This window comes from Cupriavidus agavae (assembly GCF_004217045.1).
GTDB lineage: Bacteria > Pseudomonadota > Gammaproteobacteria > Burkholderiales > Burkholderiaceae > Cupriavidus > Cupriavidus agavae.
Window position 1 is genome coordinate 1 of record NZ_SGXM01000002.1, and the last position, 14,169, is coordinate 14,169.

12 protein-coding genes and 1 tRNA gene are annotated in these 14,169 nt (G+C 67.2%); 9 read left to right on the top strand and 4 right to left on the bottom strand.

Going from position 1 to position 14,169, the window contains the following annotated elements; all coding sequences use genetic code 11:
* Positions 1-549: 549 nt before the first annotated feature.
* The 5 genes from EV147_RS11160 to EV147_RS11180 all read left to right on the top strand — a co-directional run bounded on the left by EV147_RS11160 (position 550) and on the right by EV147_RS11180 (position 7,024).
* Complete coding sequence (locus EV147_RS11160) at positions 550-1,311, top strand: hypothetical protein (protein ID WP_130391265.1); 762 nt, start codon at positions 550-552, stop codon at positions 1,309-1,311.
* 72 nt (positions 1,312-1,383) lie between these two features.
* Positions 1,384-1,460, top strand: a tRNA-Arg gene (locus EV147_RS11165).
* Positions 1,461-1,779: 319 nt separating this feature from the next.
* A complete protein-coding gene (locus EV147_RS11170) occupies positions 1,780-3,192 on the top strand; it encodes a DUF1254 domain-containing protein (RefSeq protein ID WP_130391266.1) in 1,413 nt (470 codons plus the stop codon).
* 206 nt (positions 3,193-3,398) lie between these two features.
* The gene (locus tag EV147_RS11175) at positions 3,399-5,099 is read left to right on the top strand and encodes a M30 family zinc metallopeptidase (RefSeq protein WP_157994677.1); all 1,701 of its coding nucleotides are present in this window, start codon (positions 3,399-3,401) and stop codon (positions 5,097-5,099) included.
* Positions 5,100-5,386: 287 nt separating this feature from the next.
* On the top strand, positions 5,387-7,024 hold the full coding sequence (locus EV147_RS11180) for a M30 family zinc metallopeptidase (protein ID WP_130391268.1): 1,638 nt from the start codon (positions 5,387-5,389) through the stop codon (positions 7,022-7,024).
* 12 nt (positions 7,025-7,036) lie between these two features.
* On the opposite strand, the gene metE is transcribed toward EV147_RS11180, so the two are convergent.
* Positions 7,037-9,418: a 5-methyltetrahydropteroyltriglutamate--homocysteine S-methyltransferase gene (gene metE, locus EV147_RS11185; RefSeq protein WP_130391269.1), complete on the bottom strand. Its 2,382-nt coding sequence runs from the start codon at positions 9,416-9,418 to the stop codon at positions 7,037-7,039.
* 130 nt (positions 9,419-9,548) lie between these two features.
* Here metE and EV147_RS11190 point away from each other — a divergent pair, with 130 nt between their 5' ends.
* Positions 9,549-10,469 carry a LysR family transcriptional regulator gene (locus EV147_RS11190; protein ID WP_130391270.1) on the top strand — a complete coding sequence of 307 codons (921 nt, stop codon included), beginning with the start codon at positions 9,549-9,551 and terminating at the stop codon, positions 10,467-10,469.
* Between the two features lie 3 nt (positions 10,470-10,472).
* Here the strand turns inward: EV147_RS11190 and EV147_RS11195 are convergent, their stop codons facing one another.
* Positions 10,473-10,772, bottom strand: coding sequence for an AsnC family transcriptional regulator (locus EV147_RS11195; protein ID WP_130391271.1), 300 nt, complete (start codon positions 10,770-10,772; stop codon positions 10,473-10,475).
* A gap of 160 nt (positions 10,773-10,932) precedes the next feature.
* Here EV147_RS11195 and EV147_RS11200 point away from each other — a divergent pair, with 160 nt between their 5' ends.
* The 3 genes from EV147_RS11200 to msrA all read left to right on the top strand — a co-directional run bounded on the left by EV147_RS11200 (position 10,933) and on the right by msrA (position 13,298).
* Positions 10,933-11,400, top strand: a complete 468-nt coding sequence (locus EV147_RS11200; protein ID WP_130391272.1) for an Lrp/AsnC family transcriptional regulator — start codon at positions 10,933-10,935, stop codon at positions 11,398-11,400.
* An 85-nt stretch (positions 11,401-11,485) separates the two neighbouring features.
* Positions 11,486-12,712: a cation:proton antiporter gene (locus EV147_RS11205; RefSeq protein ID WP_235844683.1), complete on the top strand. Its 1,227-nt coding sequence runs from the start codon at positions 11,486-11,488 to the stop codon at positions 12,710-12,712.
* A 79-nt stretch (positions 12,713-12,791) separates the two neighbouring features.
* Entirely contained in the window at positions 12,792-13,298 is a 507-nt protein-coding gene (gene msrA, locus EV147_RS11210) for a peptide-methionine (S)-S-oxide reductase MsrA (protein WP_130391273.1), read from the top strand.
* 3 nt (positions 13,299-13,301) lie between these two features.
* Here the strand turns inward: msrA and EV147_RS11215 are convergent, their stop codons facing one another.
* Together EV147_RS11215 and EV147_RS11220 are read right to left on the bottom strand one after the other, a co-directional pair.
* Positions 13,302-13,688, bottom strand: coding sequence for a helix-turn-helix domain-containing protein (locus EV147_RS11215; RefSeq protein WP_130391274.1), 387 nt, complete (start codon positions 13,686-13,688; stop codon positions 13,302-13,304).
* On the bottom strand, positions 13,685-13,942 hold the full coding sequence (locus EV147_RS11220; RefSeq protein WP_130391275.1) for a type II toxin-antitoxin system RelE family toxin: 258 nt from the start codon (positions 13,940-13,942) through the stop codon (positions 13,685-13,687). The genes EV147_RS11215 and EV147_RS11220 overlap by 4 nt, the downstream gene beginning before the upstream one ends.
* Positions 13,943-14,169: the final 227 nt, after the last annotated feature.

A 14,169-nucleotide genomic window follows, 5' to 3' on the forward strand; every position in this document is an offset into this window, starting at 1 on the left:
TCCCTGCGGACTGCCCGGGGGACTCGAACGGATTGCGCTTGCCAGCGCAATCCCGGGGTCGCGCATGGGTGACCGAGTCCTCTTCTGGGCACCAAATTCGAAACCCTCGCTCGCAAGAGCGGGGGTTTTTTCGTTTACGGTTCCGAAAGGGGAGTTGCTGGGCGTTACATCAAGCCCTGATGGTTTGCTCCCTCTCCCGCCTGCGGGAGAGGGGCTGGGGGTGAGGGCCGGCGTGGGCCAGGCGGAAAACCGCCAAAGCCAAACCGCCTTGAATCACCACAAACACCCAAACCACCACTTCCACCGCAACCAGTTTCTCATCCTCCTGTCCGGCGTCCGATCCCACATTCGGCGCTAACCAAGCGCAAGCCTTTGACCTATGCTCAAACTGACCGGGCATGGTTCGAACAACGTCCGGCGAGGGTGGTCAACATGTCCGTACTGTTGCTGTGCGGGAGAGAGGAGAGCACCGGGCGCGAGTCCGGGCGGGGGTGCCGCATGCCGGCGCATCCCGTGCATCATCCTGGTCTCCCCCTGTGCCTCGTGTTCATGCTGCTTGCCTGTGCGGCCGCGCAGGCCCGGGCGTTCGCGGACGGGCCGCCGTTTGGCGAGGAGCCGCCGCTGATCGAAGCGGCCGCGCCACCCGCCATGGCGCCCAGTGCGGCTCCGGACCCCGCCATGAGCCTGTTGCCGCCGCGCCTGGTTGTCGAGAACGACGAGCCGGACCTGCCGATCCCCGTGCATGCCTCGCGCATGCCGGACCGGCAGATGCCGGTGGAGGCCGAGCCGGTGGTCATCAACCTGGCGTCGATCGACCGGGTGGTCGAGCGCTATCGCAGCGCGCCGCGCGAGCCGCTGCTGCACGTGGACGACGGCTCATCCGGCTCCAATTTCGTGGACAGCCGCGTGCGCAGCATGGCGCTGGCCCTTGACGCGCCGCTCGCGCGCAGCGGCCTGACACTGCAGTCGCGCGTGGAAATGGCCTACCGGCCCGGCATGGCGCCCGTGCCCGGCAACTGGGATGCCGCGCCCGGCGAGGCCAGCGCCACCGGCCTGGCGGTGCGGCTGTACAGCTCCAAGCCCACGCGGCTGAACGGCGTCTATCCGTTCGTCGAGGCCGACTGGTGGCAGGACAACCGGGCCCGGACCATCAACATCAACGGCACGCGGATCGACACCGACCTGCTGCGCGGACTGTTCTCGTTCAACGTGGGTGCGCAGAGCCGCTCGAACACGGGCATGAAGGTCTGGTTCAAGGCGCGGGGCGGGCGGAATGCGGGCGCGACGGTGGGGGCGCGTTACCGATGGTGAGGCGCGGCTTTTCAAATCAGTCAAAAAACACTTGCGCGCCAAATCAGTTTCTATATAATTCGGGCCTCGCGTGCGGCTGTAGCTCAGTTGGATAGAGTACTTGGCTACGAACCAAGGGGTCGTGGGTTCGAATCCTGCCAGCCGCGCCACCTATGCAGTGAGGAAGGGCTTCCGGAAACGGAAGCCCTTTTTCTTTGTCCGTCGTTGTCCGTCTTGTCCGCGTCCTTGCGCATTTTTCCCCGGCCTTCCCTCCTGCGTGCAGTTTCAGGCACAGCAGCCGGACCCTCGTCCGGCCCGGCTCCCGCACCAGTGTTCGCTTTCGCCCGGAACCGCCGCGTGGGGTCATTGACAGGGGGAAACCCGCGGCACATCATTCGTCCGGAATAGATGCGCCTCCGGAGCTACACGTGCCCCCGACGTCGTGACACGTCTGCCCGGAAGGCTGCCACTCCAAAGGGAAACGGGGTCATGATCCGATCAGTCCGCCAACTGGCAAGCGTGGTCGCGCTTGCCGCCTTGCTTTCAGCCTGCGCGTCCGCGCCGGAACCCGTCGCTGCCACGCCGCCCGTGGAGCAGCCGCCGTCCGATCAGGCCATGAAGGCGCTCTCCGCCGAAGTGTTCACCTTCGGCTATCCGCTTGTCCTGATGGATGTCACGCGCGAGGTCATGACCGCGCGGGTGCCAGCCAACACGTTCTCGCACAAGCGCGTCTTCCCGGACGCCTCGTTCGCCGACGTGGTCAGCCCCAACGCCGATACGCTGTACTCCACCGCGTGGCTGGACCTCTCGAAGGAACCGGTGGTCATGTCGGTGCCGGACACCGCCGGACGCTATTACGTGATGCAGATGCTCGACGCCTGGAGCAACGTGTTTGCCGCGCCGGGCAAACGCACCACCGGCACGAAGCGCGGCGCGTTCGCGATCGTCGGCCCGGACTGGGAGGGCACGCTGCCCAAGGGCGTCAGGGAAATCCGCGCGCCTACCGACATGGTCTGGGTGATCGGCCGCATCCAGACCAATGGCAAGCCCGACTACGGCAATGTGCATCGCCTGCAGGACCAGTTCCGGCTGGTGCCGCTGTCGGCCTGGCGCAAGGGCACGCGCAGCCTGCCGCCGGCGGCGCCGCGCGCCACGCTGGTCGATACCGAAACGCCGCCCGTCGAGCAGGTGGCCGCCATGGACGCGCAGGCTTATTTCAGCCGCCTGGCCGCGCTGCTGCAGGGCAACCCGCCTTCGCCCGATGACGACGCAATGGTCGACAGGATGCTGCGCATGGGCATCCGCCCCGGCGAGCCGTTCAAGACTACGGTGCTCGAACCCTCGACGGCCCGCGCGGTGCAGGAGGGCGCCACGGCAGCATTGGCAGCCATCGCCGCCAACTCGCGCAAGAGCGTGGCGGGCAGCACGGGCTGGCGCGTGTCGCGCGACGGCGGCGCCTACGGCATGGACTACGCGCGCCGCGCGGCCGTGGCAATGTTCGGGCTCGGCGCCAACCTGCCCGAGGACGCGATCTACCCGACCGCCCGCGCCGACGCCACCGGCCGGCCGTTCGAGGGCAACGGGCGCTATGTGATGCATTTCGAGAAGGGCCAGCTGCCGCCGGTGAAGGCATTCTGGTCGCTGACGATGTACAACGACAAGCAGGCATTTGTCGGCAACGACCTGCAGCGCTACACCATCGGCAGCCGCGACCGGCTGCGCTACAACCGCGACGGCTCGCTCGACATCTATATCCAGTACGAGCGTCCCCCGGCCAACCAGATGGCCAACTGGCTGCCCGCGCCGCCGGACAGCTTCAACCTGATGATGCGGGCGTACTGGCCCGACCAGGTCTTGCTCGACGGCAAATGGATGCCGCCTCCGGTCCAGCGCGTGAACTGATCTGGCGCATGGCGCCGCGAGAAGGCCCTTCCGGCGAGGAAGGGCCTTTTTTCATGGCGTCGCGGATTCGCATCGGCTTTCATGGCCGTTCTACGAATCTGTTTTGCGTCTTGTCAGTTGTCAATCGAGGGGGAGCGGCGCGCTTGCATCCTGCCTGAAGGATCGGGCCCCGGGGCGGGGCCTGGCTTCAGACAGGAAACTCCATCATGCCTACGTTGCTCCTCAAGTCCGGCGCATGGCTGGCCGCCGCGTTGCTGGTTGCCGGGTGTCCATCGAATCCGTCGCCCGGCATGCCCCCGGCACCGCCTGCCCCAGTGCCACCGCCCGGGCCGCCAGTGCCGCCCGGGCCGCCCGTGCCGCCCGTGCCGGTTGCGACCGTGGACCCGGCGTGCTCGGACTGCGCCGCGATATCGGCCACGCAGTACGCCGGCCAGGGTACGGGCGTCTGGACGTTCGTCAACGACACCGACGCCCCCTACGCCGTGCCGGTCTCGCTGGGCGGCCTGACCGGCCAGAACGTGTCGCTGGTGTTCGTCAACGACAGCGACAGCGCGCAGCCGATGTCCGAACGCCCGAAACAGGCCGGGCCGGCAATGGTCCGTTCGACGCCGCATGCCACGGGCGGCCACACGCCATCGTTCGCCGAGCGCGTGCGTGCCTTCAACCGGACGGGCTGGGCGGAGCGCATCGGGATGCAGGGCAAGGCGCAGGGCAGGACGCCGCAGTCCGCCGAAGACCGGGCCGGCGCGCCGGCGCCGGCGCCGAACGCGGAGGTGGGGGATGCCCGGCAGTGGTATGACGCAGAGGAAGAGAACCTGCGTGACACCACACTGGTGCGGCAGGCGGTGGCGGGCGATGGCGTCACGCTCAACTTCTGGCTGGAAGACAGCGAGAACGAAGACGGGAAGGTGACCGATGAAATGGTCGATCTGCTATCGGCTGCCTACGGGCAGCCGGATGGCATCTACGACTTCCTGACCGGGATCGGCGGGCCGATGTGGGGGCCGCACGCGCATCCCCGCCTGATCGCGGGAACCGGGCAGCCGGTCAATATCGTTTTCATGAAGATGGTCGAGCAGGGCCTTGAGGGTTACTTTTACAGTGACAACGCGTTCCGCCGGACCCCGGCGGGAACCGACGCCCAGCACAGCAACGCGGCGGTGGTGATATTCATCAACAGCGAGCCGTTGTATGCGAACGCCGACAGCGGCGTGGCCAAAGCTGCCCTCACGATGGCGCACGAGTCGGTACACCTTCAGAATTTCTACCGTCGCGGCGTGCGCATGGGGGCCGCCCATTCGATGGAAGATTGGCTGGAAGAGGGCTCCGCGGTCATCGTGGAGGATTTCGTGAGCCAGTTGGTGCTGCGGGACTACAACGAGGTTCGGGACGAGCGGCTGCCGGACTACGTGTCGGCGCCAGACTACGCCTGCAGCGTATTCCGTTGGCCGAGGGCGGGAGAGGTGTGCGACGGCTATACGATCTGGAGCACCTGGGGCGGCTATCTGAACCGCCAGCTTGGCATGCCCTTCTACCGGAATCTGCTCTACAACACGAATACCGCGTCGAGAGCGATCCTGGATACGGCAATCCGCGCGGTGCGTCCTGGTTCGGGTACGGACCCGGAGCTGCGGCGCTGGTCCGCGTCGGTCGGATCGATGATGCCTGCCGACCATGCACCGCCTGGATACGGATATCCCGAGCGCACCGAACCGGGCTATGGCCTGCCGGCCATCGACCTGCAGACGATGGTCGGGCAGCGCACCTTGCCGGAGCCGGTTGGCCTGCTACCGGCCCGCGCGATGCTGCCAGTGGTCCGGCGCAACGTCACCGGGACCTTTGGCGAGCAGGTGCTGGTGCCGCCGCAGAGCACGTTGATGGTGGTGATCCACGACGGCGAGGTCTGACCCGGCCCCGCACGTGGGGGCCTGCCCGCCGGCGGTGTCGTGGGGCTGCATCAGCGAATCGTAGCCGTTTTACGAAACCGTTTCTGACTTTGCCGGCAATCAATGGATGGCGCGCGGCGCGAACGCATCCTGTTCGATTGACTCCGGCCCCGGCCGGGGTCTGGCTCTCGACAGGAAACTCCATGATGCAAACGTGTCGCCTCGCGTCCGGCGCAATGCTGGCTGCTGCCATACTGGTCGTCGGATGTTCATCCGACCCCTCGCCCGGATCGCCTCCGGCAGCGCCAGTGCCGCTGACGCCCCCGCAGCCCCCGGCGCCAACGCCCCAAACCCCCGCAACCCCCGGAAATCCCGACACACCCGTACCTCCTGAAACCCCGGTCACGCCCGTCTCGACCATCGACCCGGCCTGCTCCGACTGCGCAGCCATCTCGGCCACGCAGTACGCCGGCTCGGGCACCGGAATCTGGACCTTCGTCAATGACACCGACCAGCCCTATGCGGTGCCGGTCTCGCTGCACGGTCTCAGCGGCCAGAACGTCTCGCTGGTGTTCAGCAACGACAGCGACAAGGCCCAGCCGCTGGCGGTCCTCGCCAGGCAGCCGGCCCAGCCCCGCGCGGCACGGCACGCGGTGCCCGGCGCGGCGGCGTCGTTCGCCGACCAGGTGCGCGCGTTCAACCATACGGGCTGGGCGGAGCAGGTCGAGGCGCTGCAGAGGGCGCGGGCGAAGCTGCCGCAGGCGGCGCAGGACCAGACCGGCGAGCCGGAGCCCCCGGCGGGCGCCCGTCTCGGGGACGCACGCCAGTGGTATCAGAACACCGCCGGGGACGTTCGCGACACCACGCTTGTGCGGCAGGTCTCCACGCGCGAGGGCGTGGCGGTCAACTTCTGGCTGGAGGACGGCGAGCAGGCGGAGGGCAAGGTGACCGACGCCATGCTCGACACGCTATCGGCTACCTATGTGCAGGCCGATGGCATCTACGAATTCCTGAGGGAGGTCGGCGGGCCGCTGTGGGGCAGGCACGTCGTGCCCGGCCTGATCGCGGGCACCGGCCAGCCGGTCAACGTGGTCCTCGTGAGGCTGCAGGAGTACGGGTTGGCGGGCTACTTCTGGGCGCTCAACACGATCCGGCGAACCCGCCTGGATCCACGCACCCAGTTCAGCAACGAGGCGGTTGTCTTGTTCGTGGACAGTTCGATGATGTATACGGACGCATCGCACGGCCTGTCGATGACGTTGGTGACGCTGGCGCATGAGTCCATGCACATGCAGAACTTCTACCGGCGGGGCGTGCGGCTGGGGCCGGCCTATGCGATGGAACAGTGGCTCGACGAAGGCACCGCCGTGATGGCGGAGGATTTCATCAGCCAGCGGCTGATGCTGGAAGACAACGAGATCCGGGATCGGCAACTGCCGCGCTATGTGTCGGCGCCGCTCTATGGCTGCGGCGTGCTGCGCTGGCCTGCCTATGACGAGATGTGTGACGGTTACGCCGTATGGGGCGCGTGGGGCGGCTACCTGAACCGTCAATTCGGCATCCCGTTCTACCGGAACCTGCTCAACGACCGGACGAACCGCTCATCGAAAGCCGTGCTCGACGCGGCCATTCGCTCGGTGCGGCCCGGTTCCGGTACGGTGCCGGAACTGCGGCGCTGGGCCGCGTCGGTCGGATCGATGATGCCCGCCGCCGGCGCGCCGCCCGGGTACGGGTATCCGGCCCGCACCGAAACAGGCTACGGCCTGCCTGCCATCGACCTGCAGACGCTGGTCAGCGAGCGTACCCTGCCGGAACCCGATGACGTGATGAGCGCGTACTCGATGCTGCCGGTCGTGCGGTCCGGCGTGACCGGTACCTTCAGCGAGGAAGTGTCCGTGCCGCCGCGCACCACCTTGATGGTGGTGGTCCACGACGGCAAGGTCTGACCCGTGCGCCGGTCAAGCCACGGCCTGGCCGGCGCAGTCCACGCCGCAGCCTGCGCCGTGCGCGTGGGTGGTGGCGGTACGGCCGGGGACGGCCGTGGCCCGCTTCCACTGCGCCGGTGCCTCGTGCGCCAGCCGTGCCCGCAGTTGCCGGGTGGCACTGACCATGTTGGCCAGCGCGGCCTCCGTCTCGGGCCAGCCCCGGGTCTTGAGGCCGCAGTCCGGGTTGACCCACAGCCGCTCGGGCGGAATCACCTGGCAGGCGCGTTCGAGCAGGCGCGTCATCGCATCCACGCCCGGCACGCGCGGCGAATGGATGTCGTAGACACCGGGCCCGATCTCGTTCGGATAATCGAATTCCCCGAATCCTTCCAGCAGTTCCATGGCCGAGCGCGAGGTCTCGATCGTGATCACGTCGGCGTCCATCGCGGCGATGGCCGGCAGGATGTCGTTGAACTCGGCGTAGCACATATGGGTGTGGATCTGCGTCTCGTCCCGGACACCGCTGGCCGAGAGCCGGAACGCCTGGACTGCCCAGCCGAGGTAGGCGTCCCAGTCTGCCCGGCGCAGCGGCAGGCCCTCGCGCAGCGCGGGCTCGTCGATCTGGATTACGCGGATGCCGGCGGCCTCCAGGTCCACCACTTCGTCACGGATTGCCAGGGCGAGCTGGCGCGTGGTGTCGGCGCGCGGCTGGTCGTCGCGCACGAACGACCATTGCAGCATCGTCACGGGGCCGGTCAGCATGCCCTTCATCGGCCGGGTGGTCAGGGACTGCGCGTAACGCGCGGTATCCACGGTCATCGGCTCGGGCCGGTAGACGTCGCCATAGATCACCGGGGGCTTGACGCAGCGCGAGCCGTAGCTCTGCACCCAGCCGTTCTCGGTGAACGCATAACCGCATAGCTGTTCGCCGAAATATTCGACCATGTCGTTGCGCTCGGCCTCGCCATGTACCAGCACGTCGAGCCCCAGTTCCTCCTGCTTGCGCACCGCCAGCGCGATCTCGCCGCGAATGCGTTCCAGATACTCCAGCGCGCCGATATCGCCGCGCTTGTAGGCGGCGCGGGTCTGGCGAATGGCGGGGGTCTGCGGGAACGAGCCGATCGTCGTGGTGGGCAATGCCGGCAGTTGCAGGGCCTCGCGCTGGCGGGCGATGCGGATGTCGAACGGGCTGTTTCGCCCGGCCATGGCCGGATCGAGCGCGGCCAGCCGCTTCTGCACCTGCTGGTTGACCACGCGGCGCGAACTGCGGCGGGCTGCCTGGGCCTCGTCGGAGGCGGCAAGGCGGGCCGCCACGGCGGCTTCGCCTTCGTTCAGCGCGGTCGCCAGGGTTCGTAATTCGTCCAGTTTTTCTGTGGCGAAGGCGAGCCAGGATCTCAGTTCGGGGTCGAGGCGGGTTTCGGCGTCGAGCGAGACCGGCACATGGAGCAGCGAGCACGACGGCGCCAGCCATAGCCGATCGCCGAGTCTTGCGTGCAACGGCTGCAGCGTCTGCAGCAGGCGGCGCAGGTCGGCGCGCCAGATATTGCGGCCGTCGATCACGCCGGCGGACAGCACGGCGGCTTCGGGCAGCACGGCGAGCCAGTCAGCCAGTTGCTGCGGTGCGCGTACCAGATCGATATGGAAGCCGTGCACCGGCAGCGCGGCGGCGCGGGCCGCGTGCGGGGCGGCGGTATCGAAATAGGTGGCCAGCAGCAGCCGGACCCCGGTTTCGGCCAGCGGTGGGTAGGCGTGGTCGAAGGCATCGAGCCAGGCCGGCGGCAGGTCGAGGCACAGTGCCGGCTCATCGATCTGCACCCACTCGATGCCGCGCGCACGCAGTTGCGACAGGATGCGCTGGAAGGCGGCGGTCACCTTCGGCAGCAGGCTCAGGCGGTTGAAGCCGGGCACGTGCGACTTGGACAGCCACAGGTAGGTCACGGGCCCGATCAGTACCGGCCGCGGCGTGAGGCCCTGCGCCAGCGCCTCGTCGATCTCGTCGAAATACCAGTTAGCGCCGCCGTCGAAGGTGCTGTCGGCGTCCAGTTCCGGCACCAGGTAGTGGTAGTTGGTATCGAACCACTTGGTCATTTCCATGGCTGGCTGGGCGGCATTGCCGCGCGCCAGTTCGAAATACTGGGCCAGCGTCAGCGCCGCCGGATCGAAGCCGAAACGGCTCGGCAGGGCGCCCAGCAGCGTGGTCAGGCCGAGCATCTGGTCGTACCACGCAAAATCGCCGGCGGCCACGGTCGGCAGGCCGGCATTGGCCTGCAGTTGCCAGTGGCGGCGGCGCAGCGTGCTGCCCGTTTCGCGCAGGGCGGCTTCCGAGGTTTCGCCGCGCCAGAACGCTTCCTGCGCGAATTTCAGTTCACGGCGCGCGCCGATGCGCGGAAAGCCGAGGAGGTGGGGGCGGGCCATGCTGTGCTCCGTAAGTTCGATGTGGCGCACAGTGTCGAGTCACGGCTAGAATGAATCAAGCGACAAGTTTTAAACATTATATGAATTGGATTCATCTCACTTGCGGACAGTTCTGGCGCGGCGGTCCGGCATGATCGAAGTTCGCCACCTCCGCTCGCTGGTTGCCATTTCCGAATCGGGCAAGCTGGCCACCGCTGCCCAGCGCGTGCACCTGACGCAATCGGCGCTGTCGCACCAGATCAAGGCGCTCGAAGCCCACTTCGGGCTGCCGCTGTTCGAACGCACGCGCCAGGGGCTGGTGTTCACCCCGGCCGGGAACCACCTGCTGTCACTGGCGCTCCACGTGCTCGCGGCCATCGGCGATACCGAGCGCGACCTGGCCCGGCTCAAGGGCGAAAGCCATGGCGAACTGCGCGTGGTGCTCGAATGCCACACCTGCTTCGACTGGCTGATGCCCGTCATGGACGAATTCCGACGCCGCTGGCCCGAGGTGGAAATCGATCTGGTGGCGGGCTTCCATGCCGACCCGCTGGGCCTGATCGGCGAGGGCAAGGCGGACCTCGTCATCGGCTCGAAGCCGCCGCCCAGGCGCCGCCTGCACGTGGCGCCGCTGTTCCGCTTCGAGATCCTCGCGGTCATGGCCAACGAACACCGGCTGCGCAACAAGCGGCGCCTGGAAGCGGCCGATCTGGTGGGGGAGACGCTGATTACCTACCCGGTGCCCGAGGCGCGCATCGACCTGATCCGCGAGGTACTGGAGCCGGCCGGCATCCGCCTGCCGCGGCGCACGGCGGAGTTGACCGTGGCGGTGCTGCAACTGGTGGCCAGCCGGCGCGGCGTGGCGGCGCTGCCGAACTGGGGCGTGAAGAACTATGTCGACCACGACTACGTACTGGCCAAGCGCATCGGCGCCAAGGGGCTGTGGAGCGAGTTGTACGCGGTGATGCCAACGCCGCTGGCCGAGCGCCCTTACGTCCGCGAATTCGTGGCGATCGTCCGCGATATATGTGCGATGCAGCTCGATGGCATCGAACTGCTGCCCGAGCACTGAGGCTCAGGCGGCCAGCGCGGCGGCCTCCTGCGCGGCGTCGTCGAGCGTGTCCACATCCTCGGAGAACTCCGCGTCGACGATTTCGAGGTCCACGCCATGCGCCACGCGCCGCACAAACAGTTGCAGCAGCTCGACCATAGGCGCCTCGCAGACCAGCCGCACGGCGTTGGCACGGCTGGCGTCGAACTGCATGGTCTGGAGCGACAGCCCGGTTCGCCGGGCGTTGGCGAGCACCCATTCCAGGCTGCCGAAGACATCGGCGCGGTCAAGTTGGAGAGCAAGCTGGAGGGAGGGAAGCGACATGGCGGATCCGGATGTGATGGCGAAGACGCCCGGTTAATTTACCAGCGATGGCCAGGAATGGGCTTCTGAATATTCTCCTGTTTTGGGGTTTCTGGAGAACGAATCGAGAATATTTGGGTATATTCGCGGATAGATCTTTCTCTGATTGATATTCTCCGTGATGAATTCGCCCAAACTCGATGAAACCGACCGCCGCATCCTGCGCGAACTGCGCCGGGACGGGCGCCTGTCCAATGCCCGGCTTGCCGAGCGGGTAGGGCTGTCAGCCACGCCCTGCTGGAACCGGGTCAAGGCGCTGGAGGATGCGGGCGTCATCAGCGGCTATGCGGCGTTGCTGAACCAGAAGGCGCTGGGGCTGCCCGATACAGTGCTGATCGAAGTGACGCTCGACCGGCACGACGACGACATGCTGCACAAGTTTGGCGAGGCCCTGGCACTGTTGCCCGAGGTCATCGAGGCCCATCTGCTGACCGGGGAATACGACTACCTGATCAAGGTGGCCGTGGCGGGGACCGAGGGGTACGAGGAATTCCTGCGCCACAAGCTCTACAAGCTGCCGGGGCTGCGGCACAGCCACTCCACCTTCGTGCTGCGCACGCTCAAGCGCGAGCTGTCGGTGGAGCCGTAACCCGTAAGGCGAGGCGCGGTCATTGCGGGCGGGTATCATCGCGCTCGGCGCACGGCGCCGCCCCTCTCTTTTTGGCTGTTTTCCGATGAATCCGACCGCGCTGAACCCGATCGCCATCTTTTTCGTACAGGCCTGCCTGGTGGTGGGGACACCGCTGGTGCTGTGGAACGTGCTGCGGATGCGCGGCGTGGTGCCGCTCGTGGTGATGCAGATCGCCGGTGGCATCGTGCTGGGGCCGTCGCTGCTTGGCGCCATCTGGCCCGAAAACTGGCAGGCGCTGTTCGGCGCGCAGAAGCTGACGGCGCTGTCCGGCCTGCAATGGCTGGCGGTGGTGCTGTTTGCATTCCTGTCCGGGCTGCATCTGGGCGGGCCGGAAAGCCGGGGCATGCGGCGCATCGCCATCGGCGCCGCCGTGGGCTGTGTGGTGGTGCCGTTCCTGCTGGGCGCCGGGGCGGGCTACCTGCTGGTGGCATGGCGGCCCAGCCTGGCCGGCACGGCGGCCACGCCATGGCAGTTTGCGATTGCCGTGGGCGTGTCGATGGCCGTGACCGCGCTGCCGGTGCTCGGCGCCATCCTGCGCGAGATGAAACTGACCGACACCACGGCCGGCCGGCTCGCGCTGACCTGCTCGGCGTTCAGCGACGCGGCGATCTGGATCGTGCTGTCGTGCATCCTGGCCAGCACGGGGCAGGCCGCCCACGATCCGCTGCGGCTCGTGCTCGGCGGGGCCATCTATGTGGCGATCATGCTGGGCGTGGTGCGTCCGCTGCTGGCCCGCGTGCTGCCCGGCCTGCAAGGCAATGACGCCCGCCTGGCGACGGTGGTGGTGCTGGTTTTCGCGTCGGCGTGTGCCTCGGAACTGGTCGGGCTCCACTACATCCTGGGCGGATTCCTGGCCGGCGTGGTCCTGCCCCGGCAGGCCGCGGCCGAGATCGGCCGGCAACTGGAGCCGACCACCGTGGTGGTGCTGATGCCGTTCTTCTTCCTGATGACCGGCCTGCGCACTGACCTCAGTACGGCCAGCGGCGACGCGCTGGTGGTGTTCGCCGTCACCACGCTGGTGGCCGTGGGCGGCAAGATGGCCGGTACGGCACTGCCCGCGCGCTGGGCCGGGCTGGGCCGCCGCGATGCCTGGACGGTGGGCGCGCTGGCCCAGACCAAGGGCCTGATGGAAGTGGTAGTGCTGGCCATCCTGCTCGAAAACCAGCTGATCGGCACGGCGGCATTTTCGGGGCTGCTGCTGATGGCGCTGGCCACGACGGTGCTGGCCAAGCCGTTCACGCTGGCGGCACTGCGGCTGCGCGAGGGCTGAGGCCCATGGCCGTTCAGCGAGTTTCGCAGGGTTTGCGTATATTAGTGGGCTCGCTTATCGAACCAGACAGGGCTCATCCATGACGACGCAAACCGAAACCGCAATCCTGGCCGGAGGCTGCTTCTGGGGCATGCAGGACCTGCTGCGCCGCTACCCCGGCGTGCTGACCACGCGCGTGGGCTACACCGGCGGCGACGTCCCGAACGCCACCTACCGCAACCACGGCACCCACGCCGAGGGCATCGAGATCGTGTTCGATCCGAAGCAGATCAGCTTCCGCCAGATCCTCGAATTCTTCTTCCAGATCCACGACCCGAGCACCAAAAACCGCCAGGGCAACGATATCGGCACCAGCTACCGCTCGGCCATCTTCTACCGCGACGACGAACAGAAGCGCGTGGCCGGGGAGACCATCGCCGATGTGGACGCGTCTGGCCTGTGGCCCGGCAAGGTCGTGACCGAACTGGCCCCCGCCGGCCCGTTCTGGGAGGCCGAGCCCGAACACCAGGACTATCTGGAACGCCTGCCGAACGGCTACACCTGCCACTTCATCCGCCCGGACTGGAAGCTGCCGCGGCGCGGCTGAGCATCAGGCCGCAGGGCGCTCGACGAGCATGTCCAGCGGCACCGCCAGCGCGGCGGCCAGGGCGCGCACGATCTCCAGGCTGCCCTCGCGCTTGCGGTTCTCGATCTGGCTCAGGTACGGCTTGCTGAGCCCGGCGGCGGTGGCCAGCGCGTCCTGGGTCAGCCGCCGGTAGTCGCGCCACGCCTTGATGGGGTGATCGCCGGCCAGCTGCGCGTCGAGGACCGCGGCCGGCACCCGAACGCCATCGTCGGCCGCGATGGTGGCGTCATAAAGCAGCGCGTCCTCGGCATCCTCGATGAGATGCTTGACGCGCTCCCAGATATCGATGGGCACCACGGCGTACTCGCGCCGGCCTTCGTGCTCGATGAACTGGATGGTAGTAGTGGTCATTGGTATGCGCTCCCACGGGGTTTGATGTTCAGGACGACAATGACGAGCCGGCCTGACTGGATGTGATACAGCACCCGCCAGTCGCCGACCCGCAGCCGGAACCCTTCACGGCCCGCAAGCTTGCGGACATTGGCATTTGCCGCGTAAGGATCCTGTGCAAGCAGGTCGATCCTGGCGCGGATGTTTGAAGCGACATTGCGCGGCATCGAGACAAGTTGTTGCGCAGCCTGCCTGGTGAATTCGATTTGGTACATGCGGATGTTAGCTTATCGCTAACGATATGCAAACAAAAGTTGCAGGCATCGTTGCGCGATCGACACAGGGGCGGCTTCCTGCCATCGAGCCATCGCATTCAGATGCCGTACGCGGGCTCGGTGGGCGTCGGCAGAGTAGGAGAGGCGGCGGTCAGTGGCTTTGAGGCGCCACAACGTCTCATGGCAGTTTCAGCACTTTGAGATTCCGCTGATATCGACGGAATCCG

Bases quoted from the DNA above. Each gene is read 5' to 3' on its own strand.
- EV147_RS11160 (WP_130391265.1), top strand. From the start codon at position 550: ATGCTGCTTGCCTGTGCGGCCGCGCAGGCCCGGGCGTTCGCGGACGGG.
- EV147_RS11170 (WP_130391266.1), top strand. From the start codon at position 1,780: ATGATCCGATCAGTCCGCCAACTGGCAAGCGTGGTCGCGCTTGCCGCC.
- EV147_RS11175 (WP_157994677.1), top strand. From the start codon at position 3,399: ATGCCTACGTTGCTCCTCAAGTCCGGCGCATGGCTGGCCGCCGCGTTG.
- metE (WP_130391269.1), bottom strand. From the start codon at position 9,418: ATGGCCCGCCCCCACCTCCTCGGCTTTCCGCGCATCGGCGCGCGCCGT.
- EV147_RS11190 (WP_130391270.1), top strand. From the start codon at position 9,549: ATGATCGAAGTTCGCCACCTCCGCTCGCTGGTTGCCATTTCCGAATCG.
- EV147_RS11195 (WP_130391271.1), bottom strand. From the start codon at position 10,772: ATGTCGCTTCCCTCCCTCCAGCTTGCTCTCCAACTTGACCGCGCCGAT.
- EV147_RS11200 (WP_130391272.1), top strand. From the start codon at position 10,933: ATGAATTCGCCCAAACTCGATGAAACCGACCGCCGCATCCTGCGCGAA.
- EV147_RS11205 (WP_235844683.1), top strand. From the start codon at position 11,486: ATGAATCCGACCGCGCTGAACCCGATCGCCATCTTTTTCGTACAGGCC.
- msrA (WP_130391273.1), top strand. From the start codon at position 12,792: ATGACGACGCAAACCGAAACCGCAATCCTGGCCGGAGGCTGCTTCTGG.
- EV147_RS11215 (WP_130391274.1), bottom strand. From the start codon at position 13,688: ATGACCACTACTACCATCCAGTTCATCGAGCACGAAGGCCGGCGCGAG.
- EV147_RS11220 (WP_130391275.1), bottom strand. From the start codon at position 13,942: ATGTACCAAATCGAATTCACCAGGCAGGCTGCGCAACAACTTGTCTCG.